This is a genomic window from Kribbella sp. NPDC051620, from assembly GCF_044453825.1.
Classification (GTDB): domain Bacteria; phylum Actinomycetota; class Actinomycetes; order Propionibacteriales; family Kribbellaceae; genus Kribbella.
Window position 1 is genome coordinate 690,436 of the sequence record NZ_JBITDB010000003.1, and the last position, 17,292, is coordinate 707,727.

Sequence of the window (17,292 nt, forward strand, 5' to 3'; positions counted from 1 at the left end):
CGGTTTACTTCCGTGATCAGGCCTGCTAGGTTCCAAGTACAGCGATCACTTTACTTTGAGAGGAACAACTGATGCCCACCCAGAACTTCGTCGCGGTCCCCCACCAGACCGTCCGGTGGTCGATCGACACCGGCACGTCCTTCGAGGACTTCCGTGCTCGCTACGAAGCCGCCGTACCGGTCCTGGACCTCGAGCGGATGACGGCGCTCCGCGCCGAGCGGGCGAGCTGGGAGACCGTGCTGGCCGCTGCCGCGCAGAACGCACCACACGGGTTCCTGCGGTTCTGGAGCACCGATGTCGGCGAGCTCATGCAGCTCGCCGGCGATCAAGGCTCCTGCAGCAGCTACCTGATGGGGAACCACACGATCGCCGAGCGGATGTACCGGCACGACCCGGCGGTGATGCTTTACGCACCGCTGCGGACGACGATCCACCAGGACCAGGACGGCGTGACGCGATTCTCCATCGACCAGCCCAGCAGCCGGTTCGGCAGCTTCGGGAGCCCGGACATCGCGACCGTCGGACTGGAACTGGACCGCAAGGTCGCCAACCTGCTGCGCGTCCTGGACGTCTCCGTGCCCTCGGCCTTCACCGCGGCGAGCGACCAGTGAACGGCCCGGACTCCGGCCGCTTCGCCTCGCTGAGCGTCGCGGCGGCGGCCGCCGCGATCCGCGACGGTGACATCACGGCCACGTCGTACGCCGACGCCCTTTTGCAGCAAGCCCGCAAGCACGCGGATCTGAACTCCTTCATCACCATCGACGAGCCCGCCGTACTGGCCGCGGCCGAGGCCGCCGACCGGGCGCGCGCCGCGGGCTCGACCGCTCCCCTGCTCGGCGTCCCGCTGGGCGTGAAGGACAGCTACCTCACGCGCGGCCTGCGCACCACGCTCGGGGTGGAGATCCTCGAAGGCTTCACACCGACCGAGGACGCCGACGTGGTCGAGGCGGTCAAGGACGCCGGTGCCATCGTGTTCGGCAAGAACAACCTGGTCGAGATGTCGTACGGGCTGACCGGGGACAACAGCCGCTACGGTCAGGCGAAGAACCCCTACGGCACCAGGCACATGACCGGCGGGTCCTCGAGTGGCTCCGGCGCCGCCGTTGCAGCCCGGATCGTGCCGGCGGCCTTCGGCGGGGACACGGTGGGTTCCATCCGGGTACCAGCAGCACTGGTCGGTGTCGTGGGCTTCAAACCGACGACCGGTCGGTGGCCGGCCGGCGGAGTGGCGCCAATCTCCCACACGCTCGACACCCCAGGCATCTTCGCGCGCACCGTCGAAGACTGCGCGCTGATCGACCACGTCGTGACCAGGCAGACCGCCGCCGAAGCGGCCGCCCGTTCCAGTCTGGAGGGGACGAGATTCGCCTACGCGCCCAAGCAGTACCTGGAGCCGATCGAGTCCGAGACCGAAGCACAGTTCCGCGACACCCTCCAGCGTTTGCGCGACGCCGGCGCCGAGGTGGTCGAGATCGACCTCGGCGAGGACTTCTCCGAACTCGCCGACCGATTGACCTGGAACCTCTTCTTCCGCGAGACGATGCAAGCCGTCACCGAGTACCTGCACCGTCACGACGTCCCGGTCTCGTTCCACGGCCTCCACGACGCGCTGAAGCCGCAACTCAAGGGTCTGTGGAACGAATACGTCGTTCCGGGTGCACCAGGCTTCATCTCCCAGCAAGCCTACGAAGCGACCCTCTCGGTCGACCGCCCTGAACTTCAGCGCCGGTTCGACGAAGTGTTCACTCGCGGCGGCTTCGACGCACTGCTCTCGCCGACCACGCCGAGCCCAGCGCCGCTGATCGAGCAGCAGGCGACGTTCACCATCGAGGGCGAAGAGGTCAGCCACCTGCTGCTGGCCAAAAACACCGTCCCCGCCAGCGGAGCCGGCCTGCCGAGCATCAGCGTCCCGATGGGCATCACGACGCGCGGCCTTCCCATCGGACTCGAGATCGACAGCGCCCATGGCGACGACAGGAACCTCCTGCACCTGGCGCGCCAGGTCGAAGGTGTACTCGACAAGCTGCCCGCTCCCGAATGAAAGGCCCTGGTACCCGTTGGGTATCACAGAGCGCGGAACAGGTCTTGGACGTCGTCTCCCCGGCTGCGGCATCGTCGTCAGCGAATGAAGGGAGCGAGATGAGTGCAACGGTCAAGCCTGGAATGGATCGGGACGCGGTGTTGTGGTCGGCATCCGATCACAGCCGCGCCGACCGGCCGGTGCTGGTGATGCTGCACGGCTGGAGCTACGACGAGACCCACCTGTTTCGGCTGCTTGTCCCCGAGCTGCCGCCGGAGCTGGTGGTCGCGTCGATCCGGGCGCGGATCCCGGAAGCGGGCGGGTACGCCTGGTTTCCTAGCCGGGGCAATCCGATCGGCGATCCACAGCCGGCAGTCGCGAACGCGGCAGCCGAGGATGTGCTGCAGTGGACCCTCGGCATCGAAGCGCCGTCGATCGGCCTGCTCGGCTTCTCCCAGGGTGGCGCGATGGTGCACCAGCTGATGCGGCTCGCTCCGGACCGGTTCGCGTACGGCGTGAGCCTCGCGGGTTTCGTCGTACGCGACGACCAACCCGGTGACGTCACCCTGGCCGCGTCCCGACCGCCGGTTTACTGGGGCCGCGGCGAAACCGACTGGGTCATTCCCACCGCAGCCGTCCAGCGCACCGAGCACTGGCTGAAAACCCATGCCACCGCTGAGACCCGTGTCTACCGCGGCCTGGGCCACGACGTCGCCGGCCCGGAGATCGCCGACCTGATCGAGTTCGTCACCAAGCAGATCGGACAAGGGTGAGATTCATGCGTCACGACATCGAGTTCGACGCGGAAGGCGCTGCACTGCGCGGGTGGTTCTACGAGGCCGACGGCACGTCGGCTCCTGCGCCGTGCGTGGTGATGGCTCATGGCTGGACCTCCACGCGGCGGATGTATCTCGACCGGTTCGCCGAGGTGTTCGCGGCTGCCGGTCTGGCGGTACTGGTCTTCGACAACCGTGGCTGGGGCGATTCCGGGACGGCGATCGGCAAGCCGCGGTACGAGATCGACCCCTGGGAACAGATCCGGGACTATCAGCACGCGATCACGTACGCGCAGAACCGGGCGGAAGTGGACCCGGACAGGATCGGCGTGTGGGGCACGAGCTTCTCCGCGGCACACGCGTTCGTGGTCGCCGCGATCGACCGCCGGGTCAAGGCGGTGAGCGGACAGGCACCCTTCATCAGCGGCCGGGCGACCTATGCGAACCTTGCCAGGGTGAGCAATCTCGTGGTCGGCCCGGACCGGTTCACGGCGGACCGGCGAGCCAGGGCATTAGGCGAACCGGCCGCTACCGTGCCGGTCATAGGTACCGATCCCGGTGAACTGGTCGGGTTACCCACCCCGGACTCCTTCGAGTGGTTCACCGCGGCGCGAGCCGAACTCGATCCAAGCTGGCCGAACACAGTCACCTTGCGCAGCCTGGACAACTTCTACGGCTACGAACCGGCGCGTTATCTGCCGGACATCACCCCCACGCCGCTGCTCATGATCGTCGGCCGCGAAGACGGCTTGACCGGCGGCAACTTGGCTGCCTCCGCCTTCCAGAGCGCCGCGGAGCCGAAGAAGCTCGTCTTCCTGCCGGGCGGGCATTTCGACGCCTACTCCGGCGGCGGATTCACGGTCGCTTCCCAAACCTCCCGCGACTGGTTCGCAGAGCATCTTTCAATCGGCCGGCCGTGACGGACGGGAAGGTTGCTGCCCTACTGTGCCGAGCTCTTCTTGCGGCTGCGGGAGGCGCGGAGGTTGTTGATGTTTCCGCAGCTGTGGACGTCGTGCCACAGGCCGCTGTGGTTTCGGGAGGTGTCGTAGAAGGCCGATCGGCAGCCCGGTTCGCGGCACAGCTTGAGGCGGGCCCAGGTACCGGTCAGCTGTGCAAGCAGGATCTCCGACCAGACAGCTGACGTCAGCCAACCGCTGTCCGTGCCCTCGGGTTCGATACCCACTCGACCTTCCGCGTCCGCAACGAGGGTCGCCCGGGCACGTACCTGGATGTCCACAGGTACACCCTCAGGACGCTGATCTGCCGGTACGGCGAGCAGACCGGCCACTGTTGATCGCAGTTCCAGCAGCTCCCGCAGGCCCGCTTCGTCCAGGACGAGGTCGGGCGCGGTGAGGCCGCGGACCTCGGCCCATTGCCGGGCGGCGTTCTGCAGCCAACGCTGCGCTGAGGGGTGGTCGAGCAGTAGTTCCTCGCCGTCGCGTTCGACCGCATGCGTGTTGACGAGTTCCTGCACCAGGCCCAGACCGGCCGGTGCGGTACGTGCTCCGAATCTCTCAGTCGCTACCCATGACATAGGTAAAGCCTACTTGACTTCGGTCAACGGTGGCGACTAGTGTCCACGACAGAGACAATTGCCATTTAGAGTATGTCAAGAATCAAGGAGATCTGTGATGACCACTGTCAGTGGCGCGACCGTTCTGGTGACCGGCGGGCAGCAAGGGCTCGGCAAGGAGATCGTGCGCGAACTGCTCCAGGCAGGAGCCGCGAAGGTCTACGTCACCTCGCGAAACCCGGTGGCCCAGAATGACCCGAGGATCGTCCCGGTCAGCTTCGAGTTGGCGGATCCGCACGCCGCAGCCGAGCTTGCCCGCGTCGCCGGTGACGTCGACATCGTCGTGAACAACGCCGGAATCATGACGGTCGGTCCCCTGCTGGACGACGATCAGGCCGAGGTCGACCGCGTCTTCGGGATCATCGCCTTCGGGCCGCTGCGCGTCGCGAAGGCCTTCGCGCCCGTACTGGCAGCCAACGGCGGAGGGGCGCTGATCAACATCCACTCACTCACCGCGTGGATTGCCGGATTCCCCGGGTCCGGAACCTATGGCGCCGCGAAGGCGGCTCTGATCTCGTTCACCAACACTCTGCGCTCGGAGCTGTCCGCGCAGGGCACGCACGTGCTCGGCGTCCAGCTGGGCCTGACCGACACCGACCTGGTCAGTGGGCTGGACGGACCGAAGAACGACCCAGCCACCGTGGCCGCGGACATCGTCGCGGCATTGGAGAAGGGAGACCTCGAACTCCTCGCGGACGACCACAGTCGGCACTTCAAGGGCGCTCTTGCCGGTCCGGTCGAAGCACTCGACGTTTCCCGCTGACAGCCCGCCCACACCACGATCGCGAAGGACCTCCCTTGCCGTCCGACTCAAGTTCTGCGACACCTCGCGACCGGCTGCTCGATGCGGCTGGGGAACTCTTCTACCTCGAGGGCGTGCACGTCGGTGTGGATGCGGTGTGCAAAGCGGCTGGGGTGTCGAAGAAGTCGATGTACCAGGTGTTCCGATCCAAGGATGCGCTGATCGCGGAGAGTCTGACCCGCGTAGGTGTGGAGTTCCTGGCGGCGCTGGTGCCGAGTGGCAGGGACGAGCGATCGCCCCGGGAGCGGATCCTGCACCTGTTCGAGCGTCAGGACCAGATGTCGGAGTTGAAGGCCTTCCGGGGTTGCCCGTTCGTCAACACCGCGACCGAACTGAAGCAAGCTGACCATCCAGGCAGTGTCGTCGCCCGCGCCTTCAAACAGCAGATGACCGACTTCTTCCGCACGGAGGCGATCGCTGCGGGGATCGCCGACCCGGCCGTGCTCGCGACCCAGCTGACCATGGTCTTCGATGGCGCGAGTGCCATGGCTGTCGTCCGCGCGCAGCCGCTCGGGGGTGCCGGCGTCGCGATGGCGTCGGCCGTGCTCAGCGCGTCAGTGCTTCACGAGAGGTAGAGCGATGCTGGACGGTCGGCCCACGTTGTGGTGAACGGTGTGCGTCACCGGTTTGAGCACGGTTGCCGCTCCGGGAGCCTGTCCGGTACCAGGGTTGCGGGCGAACCGCGGGAACGCGCCGCCCGAGATCTGCAACCGGATGCGGTGCCCGACACCGAACCGGTGTGCCGTGGGGTCGAGCGTGATCCTCACCCTGCGGACTTCTCCAGGCGTCGCGCCCGGCTCAGCGAATCGGATGATCCGGTCGGTGACGTTGATCGAGCGACCAGTGGGGTCGACATCGCAGATACGGGCGAAAAGGTCGGCGTTGGCGTTGTCGGAGGCCAGGTGCAACTCCACCACCGGCCGGCCGTGCACCTCGACCGATTCGGCGAGCGGCGCCGTGGTGAAGGTCAGTACGTCGGCACGCGCTTCCAGCTTCCGGTTGTCCTGAGCTCCGCCGCTGAGGGCCATCACCCGGCCGCCGACCGACGGCGTCGGAGCTGCCGGGTCGTAGCGGAACTGCGTGGTCCCGGCCTTGTCGGCGGGGTCAGCCAGCGTCAGCTGCCGCGCCGTCTGCAGGTACCAGGTGGTCGTTGCCGTGTCTTCTGGCGGCCAGGTCTGATGTTTCTGCCATTCGCCACCGACAAACACCTGGACCGGCGCCTCGTGCGTCGCCGGAGCACGGCCCGCAACGTGGGTGTCGAGCCAAGAGATTGCCTGCGGCATCGAAATCTTGTTGTCGACGGTGAGGTGCGTCCACGGGCCGATGGTCATCGCGACCTCGACGTCGCGCGATCGCAAGGTCCGGTACTGCTCCAGCGTCTGGTTCAGGAAGTAGTCGTGCCAGCCGCCGATCAGCAGGGTGGGCACCGTGGACCGAGACAGCGCCTCGGTCGCGCGGAACCTGTCCCAGTAGGGATTGTGGACGTCTGGGTGGTCGATCCACTCGTCGTACCAAGGGGCGCCCTTGCCGCCCAGTTCGTTCATCGTGCCCCGCAGTGGAAGCCGTTCCAGCGCGCCGCGCAGCCTGCGCTCGGCCCGCATCATCCTGATCAGACCGGCGACCGAGCCGACGCTTTCCTGGTGCGAGAGAAGGTCGCTCCAACTGAGCATGTTGAACAGGTCGAGCGGACCCTGCTGATAGGCGGCGTCAGCGAGATCGTGCACGCCGATCATGACGACCATCGCCTTCAGCTCCGGCGGCGGATCCATCGCCAACGCCCACTGCGTGAAGCCGAGGTAGCTACCGCCGGCGGTGGCAAGCCGTCCGTCGAACCAGTGCTGAGAACGGAGCCACGCAACGGTGTCCTGACCGTCGTCGGGCTCGCTGACACCTGGCATGAAGGTGCCTTCGGAGCCGTACGTTCCTCGAGTGCTCTGCAGCAGGACGTGGTAGCCGCGTTCGGCGTAGAGCTGGGCCGACAGCAGCGCGTACGGGAAGCCGCGGCCGTACGGGCATCGGACCAGGATGGTGGGTACGGCGTCAGCAGTCACCGGGATGTAGTGATCGGCGAGCAAGGTCACGCCGTCTCGCATCCGTACCTCGATCTTCCGCTCGACCCGCACCCGGTTGCGCCTCGCCGGCAGCTGCCACTGCCGTCCGGCAGCCGCGCCGATCAGGCGCTGGACAGTTCCGAGTGGCTTCGGACTGCCCGGCGTCGGGGTGCCGCTGTGCATGGTTCTCCTCGGTCGTGGTCGGAGCTTGTACGGACGCAGCTCACGGAACGGTGTAGCCGCCGTCGATCGGCAGCGCGACACCGGTGATGAACCCAGCCCTGGACACAGCGCGTTGACCCGAACGCCGAGAGCGGCGACCTCGAGCAGTTGCACGATCGCCCTACGACTGGGCCTACCGCCGTCTGCCAGCACCAGTTCAGTGAATACCGGACCGGCCTGATCACCTAGATCAATGCACGCGATCGGCTGCACGATCCGCTCAACTTCGCTCCGATAGTGACGATGGACCGTCAGGCCGGGGCTGTGCTTCACTCAGGCAGTGAGCCATCTCGAGGAACTCGGGCGCCGCATCATCCGGCTGGCCGGCGACGACTTGCGCCCAGCCTGGTTGGGCGACGTTCTGGTGTTCACCGCGGCACACGTCACGGAGCCGATGAGCGCGGTAACCGAGCCCATGCTCGTGCTGGTCGTGCAGGGAGCGAAGCGGTCCACCCTCGGCGATCGCGTTTTCGAGCACCATTCCGGTCAGGCTGTGGTCTTCACCGTCGACCTGCCGTTGACCTCCCAGATCATCGACGCAAGTCCACGCAAGCCGTTCCTGACCCTCGGCCTGCGCCTTCGGCCGGCGACCATCGCGCAACTGCTGCTCGACGCAGGGCCCGCCCCAGCCGGATCGCACGATGGTTCGGGAATGGCGATCAGCGACGCGGACGGCGCCCTGCTCGACGCTCTGGTACGCCTCCTACGGCTGTACGACGACCCGCGCGATCTCAAGGTGCTGGGCGCCGGAGTACGGCGCGAAATCCACTGGCGGCTCCTGAACGGACCACACGCCGCCCTGATGAGACAGGCAGGCATGGCCGACAGCCGTCTCGCGCTCGTGGCCCGCGCCATCGATTGGGTTCGTGCGCGCTACGACCACGTGATCCGCATCGACGAGCTCGCCTCGGACATCGGTACCAGTGTCTCCTCCCTCAACCGGCACTTCCGCGCGGTCACCGCGATGAGCCCGCTGCAGTACCAGAAGCAGATCCGCCTGCAGAAGGCCAGGATGGAACTCATCGCGGCACCGCACGACGTGGCGGCGATCGGCCACTCGGTCGGCTACGACAGCCCGTCCCAGTTCAGCCGCGAGTACCGGCGCATGTTCGGCGCCGCACCGGGCCAGGACGCGATCCGCCTCCAGTCAGCCGTCATCGTCCGCGAATAGCGCGGGTCATTCCCGCGCTGAAGGGCCTTCGCGGCGTCACAGATCGCGATGGCGTGCTGTCTCAGCAGGTATGAACGCACACAACCGCCTCGGGGAGTTCATCAAGGCCCGGCGCGCTCTGCTGCGGCCGGCCGATGTCGGACTCGCGGGACCGCCGAGTCTGCGCACCACCGGGCTCCGCCGCGAGGACCTGGCGACGCTCACCGGTATCAGCGCCGACTACCTTTCACGACTCGAACAGGGCCGGGAGCGCAACCCCTCGCACCGAGTCATCCATGCCCTGGCCGAAGTCCTGCACCTGGACGCGGAGGCGACCGGGCACCTGCACCGCCTGGCCCACCCGCAGCCGGCCATCGACCGATCCGTGTCCGAGGAAGTCAATCCGGACCTCAGCCGGATGCTGGCAGCCTGGCCGGACACCCCGGCCATGGTCGTCGGCTCCGGGCTGGATGTTCTGACCGCCAGCCCGCTCGCGGCCGCCCTCTACTCACCGGCCGGGCCACGACCGAACCTGCTGCTGTTCATCTTTCTGAACCCCCTGGCCCGGGAGTTCTTCGTCGACTGGGAAATCGTCGCCACCAGCGCCGTCGCCGGCCTGCACGCGATCTCCTCCACTCCGTGCGAAGCGTCGGCGCGACGGCAAGCGCTCGTGGCCAGGCTCCGCGAGGAGAGCGCCGACTTCGCACGGATCTGGGTCAAACACGACGTCCGCCTGCCGAAGTACGACGTGGTACGGCTTCGGCACCCCGACGTCGGCCGGCTCGATCTGGCCTGCCAGACGCTGACGGTGAACGCAGCACCCTGGCAGTTGCTCAACGTCTACCAGGCCGAGCCCCGAAGCGCCGCGGAGAAAGCACTCCGTCAGCTCGCGTCCATCGCCGACTGACCAGTCCGAGCTGGGAGCCGAGCTCCTACTGGCCCAAGTGGCGAACGTTGTTGTAGGGGGTCAGCCCGTTGTGTGGGTTTGGTTCGAGGTGAAGCCTTCTTGCTGGGTTTGTTCGGAGGCGACGCGGACGCCGTAGCGGTAGGCGAGTTTGCCGCCGAGCCAGCCTGAGAAGCTCAGCAGGGCCAGGGCGACGAGGCTCAGGATGAAGGCGCCGGCGCTGGCCTCGTCGATGTCTCCGGAGGCACGGATCCCCAGGTTGACGACGAAGAGGACGACCACGGTCAGGTTGAGGGCCATGTGGGTCAGGCCGGTGCGGAAGGCCGGGGTGCCGCGGGGAATGATCAGCAGGTCCAAGACGCCGAAGATCGCCGCCACCAAGGCTCCGATGATGCCGATGCAGATCAGCCAGTACGCGCCTCTGGCGAAGGTGGCGTCGTCGTCACCGGTCAGTGCCACGATGTCGAAGATCAGGCTGGCCACCCAGGCTCCGATCGGCACCGTGACCATCACCGGATGGAAGGGATGCCCGTACGGGCCCGCCAGCGCCGTCTTCGGCTGCTTGCCGTTGGAGTCGACGGTCATGGTGACCTCCGAGAGTGGATGCGGGAGCTTTACCGCCCGGTACCCACCCTCACTCTGTGCATTCGAAAAGGCTCAGAGTGACTTGAGGTAGGCCGCGCCGCGCGGAGACAGTTCGTAGCCGGTTTCGAGGCTGTAGGTGAGGCCCAGGTTCTTCAGTTTGCGGACGTCCAGTTTGAAGGTGGGGGTGTCGCGGCCGAGGTCCGCGGCCAGGTCGGCGGCGCGGACAGTCGGCTTTTCCTCGATCTTCCGCAGGGTGGCCGTGGTCCACGCGCCGTGGCGGCTCAAGGAGTCCAGTTGGGCCAGCCGGGTACGGAGGTCTTCCAGGTCTTCGGGAGTCAGCTCCGCGGTGGCGGCCAGTTCCTCGCGGGGATCCGGGCCCTCGACCAGATGGAACTTGATCAGGAAGGTGGGCCAGTCGTCGTTGCCGCGGAGGCGGCGGCGGACGTCTCGGGCGTTCTGCCGGTCGGCGGCGAAGATGTCGTCGTCGTAGTCGGAGATCAGGTCCGGGTTGACCTGGCGGACGCTGTCGATCTCGATCCGGCCGGCGTTGGTCCGGTAGATCCGGCCCTCGACCACGCGCGGCTCGGCCCAGCGCCGGTACGCCGCGGTGATCTTGCCGGCCTCGACGCCGTCACGGTCTGATCCAGCGAACAACATGTCAGGCCTCCAGTGCTTTCGCCACGATCGGGGCGAGCTCGCGCAACGCCTTGCCACGATGGCTGATCGCGTCCTTCTCCTCGATCGACAGCTCGGCCGTCGTCCGGTCGTACCCCTCGGCGGCGAACAGCACGTCGTACCCGAAGCCGCCGGTGCCACGCAGTTCGCGGATGACCGAGCCGGGCATCTCGCCGCGGACGACCACATCCTCGGCACCCTCACGCACGAACGCGACGGCCGCGACGAAGGAGGCTCCCCGGCGCTCGTCCGGCACGTCCTCGAGCTGGCCGAGCAGCAGCACGTTGTTGGCGTGGTTGTCCTTGGCCGGTCCGGACCAGCGCGCGGACAGTACGCCGGGCATGCCGTTCAGCGCGTCGACGCAGATGCCGCTGTCGTCCGCGATCGACGGCAACCCGGTCGCGGCCAGCGCGGCATGGGCCTTCAGCAACGCGTTGCCCTCGAAGGTCGGCTCGGTCTCGGCCGGCTCCTCGTACGCCGGTACGTCGCCCAGCCCGAGCACCTCGATGCCGGGCACGATCGGCGCGAGGATGCGGCGGAGCTCCTCGAGCTTCTTCTTGTTGTTCGAGGCAAGCAGCACCTTGGTCACGCGAGCGCCTCCAACTGCAGCTTGGTGAGCTCGGCGCAGCCCGTCGTACCGAGGTCGAGCAGGCTGTTCAGCTCGTCGCGGTCGAACGGGGCGCCCTCGGCGGTGCCCTGTACTTCGATGAACTTGCCGTCGCCGGTGAGCACCAGGTTCATGTCGGTCTCGGCCCGGACGTCCTCCTCGTAGCAGAGGTCGAGCATCGGGGCGCCGTCGATGATGCCGACCGAGACCGCGGAGACCGAGCCGGTCAGCGGCTCGCCCTTGAGCGCCTTGCGGTCGCGCAGGAAGGAGACCGCGTCGGCCAGGGCGACGTACGCGCCGGTGATCGCGGCGGTACGGGTGCCGCCGTCGGCCTGGAGGACGTCGCAGTCGAGCAGGATGGTGTTCTCGCCGAGGGCCTTGTAGTCGATCACGGCGCGCAGCGAGCGGCCGATCAGCCGGGAGATCTCGTGCGTACGGCCGCCGATCCGGCCCTTCACGGACTCGCGGTCGGAGCGCGTGTTCGTCGAGCGCGGGAGCATCGCGTACTCCGCGCTCACCCAGCCGAGGCCGGACCCCTTGCGCCAGCGCGGCACGCCCTCGGTCACGCTGGCCGCGCAGAGCACCCGGGTCCTGCCGAACTCCACCAGCACCGACCCCTCGGCATGGTCGAGCCACTTCCGCGTCAGGGTCACCGGCCGGAGCTGATCAGGAGTACGTCCATCGATACGAGCCATGCCGGAAACCCTATGCCTGAACCCGCCCCACCTCCGCATCGGCGGTTGGGTGGCCTGTGGACAACGGGCGGAATTGGGTGAGGGCCATGCGGGCGGCCCAAGGCGTCAGGTCTCCCGCACGGCGGGCTAGCCAGGGGGTGCCTTCTCGGAGTAGCCAGAGGGCGTCTGCCCATTTGGAAGGGGTGGCGCCGGCGCAGTCCAGGGATGGGGGTTCGGCGATCGGCAGGCCTTGGCGGTGGAGTTCGTCGGCGAAGGCCCGGGCCAGGCGGCGGTGGCCGCGTTCGCCGGGGTGGAGACGGTCGACGCTCCAGAAGTCGCGCTGGTAGACCTCGGGGTAGTCGGCCATGTCGATCCGGATCCCACCGAAACGCAGGTACAGCTCGTCGTACACGGAGTTGACCTGCTCGATCCGGTGCCACAGTGGCCGGCGCAACCAGGCCGGCAGGCCGAAAACCTGGCCGTGGTCGTGGAAACGCACGGTCAGCAGCGTCGCGCCGCGCCCGGTCAGCTGCTCCGCGCAGTGCTGCAGGCAGTCGCGGATCTGGCCGGCGTCGAAGGTCGACCGCAGCGTGTCGTTCACGCCGACGATCAGGGAGGCGAGGTCGATCGGGCCCGAGCCGGTCGACGGAAGCTGGTCGGTCGCCACCATCGGCGCGGTGGCGCCGCTGGTCGCGAAGTTGGAGAACGTCACACGGTGGGAGCTGCCCAGGGAGTCGGCGAGCAGCGAGGCCCAGCCCCGCCACCCCTCCCCAGGACGAGAACCGGCACCGGCCAGGTCGGTCGTACTGCCGTTCATCGGGTCCCCGACACCAACGGTGGTCGAGTCGCCGAGTGCCACATAGTGGAGGGTCACATTCCGTCATGGTGACGGGGCTGTCCGATGCCTGGGCGGACCTGAGATGACCGCTCGGTTGACACCTCGGAATCTCAAGGGTGTTGAAGATCGGAACTGTTCGGACATAGGGTTTAACAATCATCTATGTGCAGGAGTCGCTCGTATGACTACAGAAGACCTCCGGTTCGGCGTGGTGGGGCTCGGCGCCCGGAGCCGCCTGGCCAAGCATGCCCATTCGCCCGGCGAGGGATCCCGGATCGTCGCCGTCTGCGACCCCGTCGAGGCGCAGCAGCAGGCCGCGCTCGCGGAGTACCCGGACGCCCAGGCCTACGCCGACCACACCGACCTGCTCGACCTGAAGCTGGACGGGGTGTTCCTGACCACGCCCGACGACCTGCACGAGGATCCGGCGATCGACTTCCTCCGGGCCGGCGTCGCCGTCTTCGTCGAGAAGCCGCTGGCCATCACCACCTCCGGCTGCGACCGGGTGCTGCAGGCGGCGTACGAGACCGGCACCCGCCTGTACGTCGGGCACAACATGCGCCACATGCCCGTCGTCCTGACCATGCGCGAGCTGATCCAGCAGGGCGCGATCGGTGAGGTGAAGGCGATCTGGTGCCGGCACTTCGTCGGCCACGGCGGCGACTTCTACTTCAAGGACTGGCACGCCGACCGCCGGCGCAGTACCAGCCTGCTGCTGCAGAAGGGTGCCCACGACATCGACGTGATGCACTGGCTGGCCGGTGGCTACACCGTCCGGGCGAACGCGCTCGGCGGCCTCACCCTGTACGGCGGGATCACGGATCGCCAGGACCGTTCCGGCCAACGGTTCTCGGAGTTCGTGTCCGAGGACAACTGGCCGCCGCTGAGCCAAAAGGGGATGGCGCCGGTGATGGACGTCGAGGACCTCTCGATGGCGAATCTCCAACTGGACAACGGCGTTCTGATGTCCTATGAGCAGTGCCACTACACCCCGGACTACTGGCGCAACTACACCGTGATCGGCACGGCGGGCCGGCTGGAGAACTTCGGCGACGGACCCGGCGATCTCGTCAAGGTGTGGAACAGCAGGCGTTCCGGCTATCGCGCGGACGCCGACATCGTGGTCGAGATCCCCGACGCGGACGGCGGTCACGCGGGCGCCGATCCGCGCCTGGTGGCGGAGTTCGTCCGCTTCGTCCGCGAGGGCGGCGCGACGCTGACCTCCCCCGTCGCGGCCCGCGCGGCCGTCGCGGCCGGCTACGCGGCGACCACTTCTCTGCGCGACAACGGCACGCCGATCGACGTCCCGCCGCTGGACCAGACCTTGATCGAGTACTTCGACCGCGGCCAGACCCGCTAGCTTTCCAGGAACTCCCGCAGTACCTGACGAAGGGCATCCGGCCGCTCGCGCCACGGCGAGTGGCCGGCTCCTTCGATCACCCGGAACTCGTGCCCCGGCGAGTACTTCGCAAGCTCCCGTACTGCGCCGACCGGACGCGGGTCGCCATCGCCATGGATGAACCACACCGGCATGGGCAGCTCTCCGACCTGAGCAGCCAGCTCATCGTCGGGTACCGCGTTGGCCAGCGCCCGGTTGGCGGCGAAGTTGATCGGGTACGGCGCGGCCGCGTCCTCCAGCGCCCATTGCCAGGCATGCTCGCGATCGACGTTGTCGGTGAACCAGGACAGCGCCCGGAACTCGGTCTCTTCCTCGGGCGATCGGCTTGTCTGCAAGGCGGTCAGCCGCTTCACCTGCTCCGGCGTCATGCGGCGGTCGCGCTCCTCGTAGTACGGGGTGTGCCAGTCGCCGATGCCGACCCCGCTGAAATGGCCGACCTTGGCCACGTACGCCGGGTAGGCCGCCGCATAGGTCAAGGCCAGCTTCGCGCCGAACGAGTGGCCGAGCACAACGATCTGCTCGTGTCCCCAGTACCGCCGGAGCTCGTCGACGTCTTCCTGAAGCCGTTGCATGGTTTGGTTTTCGGACGGGCCGGAGCCGCCGCACCCACGTTGGTCGAAGCGGTGCACGACGGTCAGGTCGTCAAGCATCGCAGCCACCGGCTCGAGGTAGTCCCACAGGCCGGGGCCGCCATGCAGCAGCACGACGGGCGGTGAGGCGGTCGTCGTGCCGGTGGTCCAGGTGCGCAGACGGGTGCCGTCGGACAGCGTGACGAACTCCATCGTCAGATGTCGAAGACGGCGTTCGGGGTGGCGACCAGGACCTCTCCCGGGTAGGTGCGGCGGGCCCCTATCCCCTGGGTTTCCCGGTCGAACCAGGGCGGGACGTGGGTGATGACGAGGCGTTTGACCCCGGCTTTCTTGGCGTGTTCACCCGCGTCGGCGGGCGTCAGGTGGAGATCGGGCGGGTTGTTCGGGTCGTCGTCGCGCAGCGCGGCCTCGGCCAGCAAGAGGTCGGCGCCACGGGCCAGCTCGATCAGCGCCTCGTTCGGGCCGGTGTCGCCGGTGTAGACCAGGGACTTGTTGCCGTGCTCAACGCGGATCGCGTACGCCGGTACCGGGTGCACCATCGCCACGGTGGAGACGGTGAACGGCCCGATCTGCTGGATCTCCTGCCAGGTGTGGAACTCCAGCTCCTCCTCCATCCCCGGATCGAGCGGCAGGTCGTAGGCAAGCGCCATCCGGGCGGACGTGCCGGGCGGGCCGTAGACGGGGATCCTGGGCAGCGGCGACGACGGCGAGTACTTCGCCGCGACGTACAGGCCGCACAGATCCATGCAGTGGTCGGGATGCAGGTGGGACAAGGCGATCGCGCCGATCCGCGGCACGGACAGATGGCGTTGCAGCGCGCCGAGCGCGCCGCTGCCGAGATCGAGAATGAGGTTGAACCCGTCGGCGGTGACCAGATAGCTCGAAGCAGGCGAGTCCGGCCCGGGGACGGACCCGGAGCAGCCGAGCACAGTGAGCTTCATATCTTGAACATTACCGGCGGGTTGCCGACTTCGCAGAGCGACCAGAGCGTCGCCGAGGGCAACCAAATGCGGCCGGCATCGTCAGCGGACCCAGGCGAACTGGTCCACGCCGGAGATCACCGGGCCGAGGAAGCGGGAGCCGATCGCGGCGAACTCGTCCGGGCTGCCCGTGGTCACGAAGCGGTGCCTGGGCGCGGGCAGGTCGTCGGCCCGCAGCAGACCCTGCTTGGTCAGTACGCCGTAGACGTCCTTGGCGCACTCCTCCGCACTGCTGACGAGGGACACGTTGTCACCCATCACGTACGAGATGACGCCGGTGAGCAAGGGATAGTGGGTGCAGCCGAGGATCAGCGTGTCGACGCCTGCGTCGACCAGCGGGTCGAGGTATTCATGCGCTGCCGCGAGCAGCTCCGGCCCGGACGTGATCCCGGCCTCGACGAACTCCACGAAGCTCGGGCAGGCCTGCGTCATCAGTTGCACCTGCGGGGCGGCCGCGAAGGCATCCTCGTACGCCAGTGAGGTTGCCGTTGCCTGCGTGCAGATCACGCCGACGCGCTGGCTTCTGGTCGCCGCCACGGCCCGGCGGGCCGCGGGCAGGATCACCTCGACGACCGGTACGTCGTACCGCTCACGGGCGTCCCTGAGCATCGCGGCGCTGGCCGAGTTGCAGGCGATCACGAGCATCTTCACGCCGGCCTCGACCAGGTGGTCCAGGCATTCCAGCGCGTACTCGCGGACCTCGGCGATCGGCTTCGGGCCGTACGGCTGGCGCGCGGTGTCACCCAGGTACAGGATCGGTTCGTGCGGCAACTGATCGAGCACCGACCTGGTCACCGTGAGCCCGCCGAAGCCTGAGTCGAAGATGCCGATCGGTGCGTCTGCCACGTTTCGAAGCCTAACTCTCGCAGGCCGGAATGCCGTTACCGGGCAGAGCTGAAGTAAGCCTTACCTGGCTTCGTTCAACGACACGCCGGAGTTATCCACATCTTTACTCTCAGGAATTGCAAAGTGACGTGACCCAGGCCACTCTTAGCGGATGTGTTTCCAACCGCCCCCAGCGATGCCATGAACCTGGTGGTCCAGATCGCGGTGGCTTACACCACCACCGGTGCACCGAATCCGCACCCCAGCAACGCCGCGGTGGCAGGCTCTGCCGCCGGTCCGGCCGTGGAGACGAGCACGTCCAGCACCAGCGCGGGCGCCGATGTGGCGTCGGCGATCGGCCCGACGGGCTTCCTGCTGCTGATCGCGCTCGCCGCCTTCGCCCTGTACGTCGTCTCGCTGTCCCTGCACCCGAACGCGAAATGCAACCGCTGCAAGGGCGCCGGCCGGCACAAGGGCTACTTGTTCAGCTACGCCCAACGCCCCTGCAACAGCTGCAAGGGCCGGGGCGTCCACCCCCGACTAGGCCGCAAAGTCCTCTTCAAGACCCAGACGTAGTACCGGCTCTTCAAGAGCCAGCCGTAGTTCCGGCACCAGCCGTCG

General features: G+C 67.6%; 20 protein-coding genes. 10 read left to right on the forward strand and 10 right to left on the reverse strand.

All coding sequences use genetic code 11. From position 1 onward, the window contains the following. The first annotated feature begins 71 nt into the window (after positions 1-71). From ACIA12_RS16250 to ACIA12_RS16265, 4 genes are all read left to right on the forward strand, one after another. The gene (locus ACIA12_RS16250) at positions 72-611 is read left to right on the forward strand and encodes a DUF302 domain-containing protein (RefSeq protein ID WP_396367769.1); all 540 of its coding nucleotides are present in this window, start codon (positions 72-74) and stop codon (positions 609-611) included. Next, positions 608-2,041, forward strand: a complete 1,434-nt coding sequence (locus ACIA12_RS16255; protein WP_396367770.1) for an amidase family protein — start codon at positions 608-610, stop codon at positions 2,039-2,041. The genes ACIA12_RS16250 and ACIA12_RS16255 overlap by 4 nt, the downstream gene beginning before the upstream one ends. A gap of 98 nt (positions 2,042-2,139) precedes the next feature. Further along, positions 2,140-2,793: an alpha/beta hydrolase gene (locus tag ACIA12_RS16260; protein WP_396367771.1), complete on the forward strand. Its 654-nt coding sequence runs from the start codon at positions 2,140-2,142 to the stop codon at positions 2,791-2,793. A 5-nt stretch (positions 2,794-2,798) separates the two neighbouring features. Then, positions 2,799-3,716 (forward strand): alpha/beta hydrolase, encoded by a 918-nt coding sequence (locus ACIA12_RS16265; RefSeq protein ID WP_396367772.1) that lies wholly within the window; start codon positions 2,799-2,801, stop codon positions 3,714-3,716. A 20-nt stretch (positions 3,717-3,736) separates the two neighbouring features. Here ACIA12_RS16265 and ACIA12_RS16270 read toward each other — a convergent pair whose 3' ends face one another. Then, complete coding sequence (locus ACIA12_RS16270; protein ID WP_396367773.1) at positions 3,737-4,330, reverse strand: CGNR zinc finger domain-containing protein; 594 nt, start codon at positions 4,328-4,330, stop codon at positions 3,737-3,739. A 97-nt stretch (positions 4,331-4,427) separates the two neighbouring features. Here ACIA12_RS16270 and ACIA12_RS16275 point away from each other — a divergent pair, with 97 nt between their 5' ends. Then, a complete protein-coding gene (locus ACIA12_RS16275) occupies positions 4,428-5,132 on the forward strand; it encodes an SDR family oxidoreductase (protein WP_396367774.1) in 705 nt (234 codons plus the stop codon). A 35-nt stretch (positions 5,133-5,167) separates the two neighbouring features. After that, positions 5,168-5,746 (forward strand): TetR/AcrR family transcriptional regulator, encoded by a 579-nt coding sequence (locus ACIA12_RS16280; RefSeq protein ID WP_396367775.1) that lies wholly within the window; start codon positions 5,168-5,170, stop codon positions 5,744-5,746. On the opposite strand, the gene ACIA12_RS16285 is transcribed toward ACIA12_RS16280, so the two are convergent. Continuing rightward, entirely contained in the window at positions 5,726-7,405 is a 1,680-nt protein-coding gene (locus tag ACIA12_RS16285) for a CocE/NonD family hydrolase (protein ID WP_396367776.1), read from the reverse strand. The genes ACIA12_RS16280 and ACIA12_RS16285 overlap by 21 nt on opposite strands. 319 nt (positions 7,406-7,724) lie before the next feature. Between ACIA12_RS16285 and ACIA12_RS16290 the strand changes: the two genes are divergently transcribed. Both ACIA12_RS16290 and ACIA12_RS16295 read left to right on the forward strand, forming a co-directional pair. After that, positions 7,725-8,615 (forward strand): AraC family transcriptional regulator N-terminal domain-containing protein, encoded by an 891-nt coding sequence (locus ACIA12_RS16290; RefSeq protein WP_396367777.1) that lies wholly within the window; start codon positions 7,725-7,727, stop codon positions 8,613-8,615. 70 nt (positions 8,616-8,685) lie between these two features. After that, the gene (locus ACIA12_RS16295; RefSeq protein WP_396367778.1) at positions 8,686-9,501 is read left to right on the forward strand and encodes a helix-turn-helix domain-containing protein; all 816 of its coding nucleotides are present in this window, start codon (positions 8,686-8,688) and stop codon (positions 9,499-9,501) included. A gap of 60 nt (positions 9,502-9,561) precedes the next feature. On the opposite strand, the gene ACIA12_RS16300 is transcribed toward ACIA12_RS16295, so the two are convergent. From ACIA12_RS16300 to ACIA12_RS16320, 5 genes are all read right to left on the reverse strand, one after another. Continuing rightward, positions 9,562-10,083 carry a DUF2231 domain-containing protein gene (locus tag ACIA12_RS16300; RefSeq protein WP_396367779.1) on the reverse strand — a complete coding sequence of 174 codons (522 nt, stop codon included), beginning with the start codon at positions 10,081-10,083 and terminating at the stop codon, positions 9,562-9,564. 72 nt (positions 10,084-10,155) lie between these two features. Continuing rightward, complete coding sequence (locus tag ACIA12_RS16305; RefSeq protein WP_396367780.1) at positions 10,156-10,740, reverse strand: hypothetical protein; 585 nt, start codon at positions 10,738-10,740, stop codon at positions 10,156-10,158. A 1-nt stretch (position 10,741) separates the two neighbouring features. Then, a complete protein-coding gene (gene rdgB / locus ACIA12_RS16310) occupies positions 10,742-11,347 on the reverse strand; it encodes an RdgB/HAM1 family non-canonical purine NTP pyrophosphatase (RefSeq protein ID WP_396367781.1) in 606 nt (201 codons plus the stop codon). Further along, on the reverse strand, positions 11,344-12,099 hold the full coding sequence (gene rph, locus ACIA12_RS16315; protein WP_396367782.1) for a ribonuclease PH: 756 nt from the start codon (positions 12,097-12,099) through the stop codon (positions 11,344-11,346). The genes rdgB and rph overlap by 4 nt, the downstream gene beginning before the upstream one ends. Next, positions 12,071-12,913, reverse strand: coding sequence for an SGNH/GDSL hydrolase family protein (locus ACIA12_RS16320; protein ID WP_396367783.1), 843 nt, complete (start codon positions 12,911-12,913; stop codon positions 12,071-12,073). The genes rph and ACIA12_RS16320 overlap by 29 nt, the downstream gene beginning before the upstream one ends. A gap of 145 nt (positions 12,914-13,058) precedes the next feature. On the opposite strand from ACIA12_RS16320, the gene ACIA12_RS16325 reads away from it, so the two are divergent. Continuing rightward, a complete protein-coding gene (locus tag ACIA12_RS16325) occupies positions 13,059-14,237 on the forward strand; it encodes a Gfo/Idh/MocA family protein (protein ID WP_396367784.1) in 1,179 nt (392 codons plus the stop codon). Here ACIA12_RS16325 and ACIA12_RS16330 read toward each other — a convergent pair. The 3 genes from ACIA12_RS16330 to murI form a co-directional block, all read right to left on the reverse strand. Next, entirely contained in the window at positions 14,234-15,058 is an 825-nt protein-coding gene (locus ACIA12_RS16330; protein WP_396367785.1) for an alpha/beta fold hydrolase, read from the reverse strand. The genes ACIA12_RS16325 and ACIA12_RS16330 overlap by 4 nt on opposite strands. A gap of 2 nt (positions 15,059-15,060) precedes the next feature. Further along, a complete protein-coding gene (locus tag ACIA12_RS16335; protein WP_396367786.1) occupies positions 15,061-15,807 on the reverse strand; it encodes an MBL fold metallo-hydrolase in 747 nt (248 codons plus the stop codon). 81 nt (positions 15,808-15,888) lie between these two features. Beyond that, a complete protein-coding gene (gene murI, locus ACIA12_RS16340; protein ID WP_396367787.1) occupies positions 15,889-16,692 on the reverse strand; it encodes a glutamate racemase in 804 nt (267 codons plus the stop codon). A 180-nt stretch (positions 16,693-16,872) separates the two neighbouring features. On the opposite strand from murI, the gene ACIA12_RS16345 reads away from it, so the two are divergent. Beyond that, positions 16,873-17,247 carry a hypothetical protein gene (locus ACIA12_RS16345; RefSeq protein WP_396367788.1) on the forward strand — a complete coding sequence of 125 codons (375 nt, stop codon included), beginning with the start codon at positions 16,873-16,875 and terminating at the stop codon, positions 17,245-17,247. The last annotated feature ends 45 nt before the right edge of the window (positions 17,248-17,292 follow it).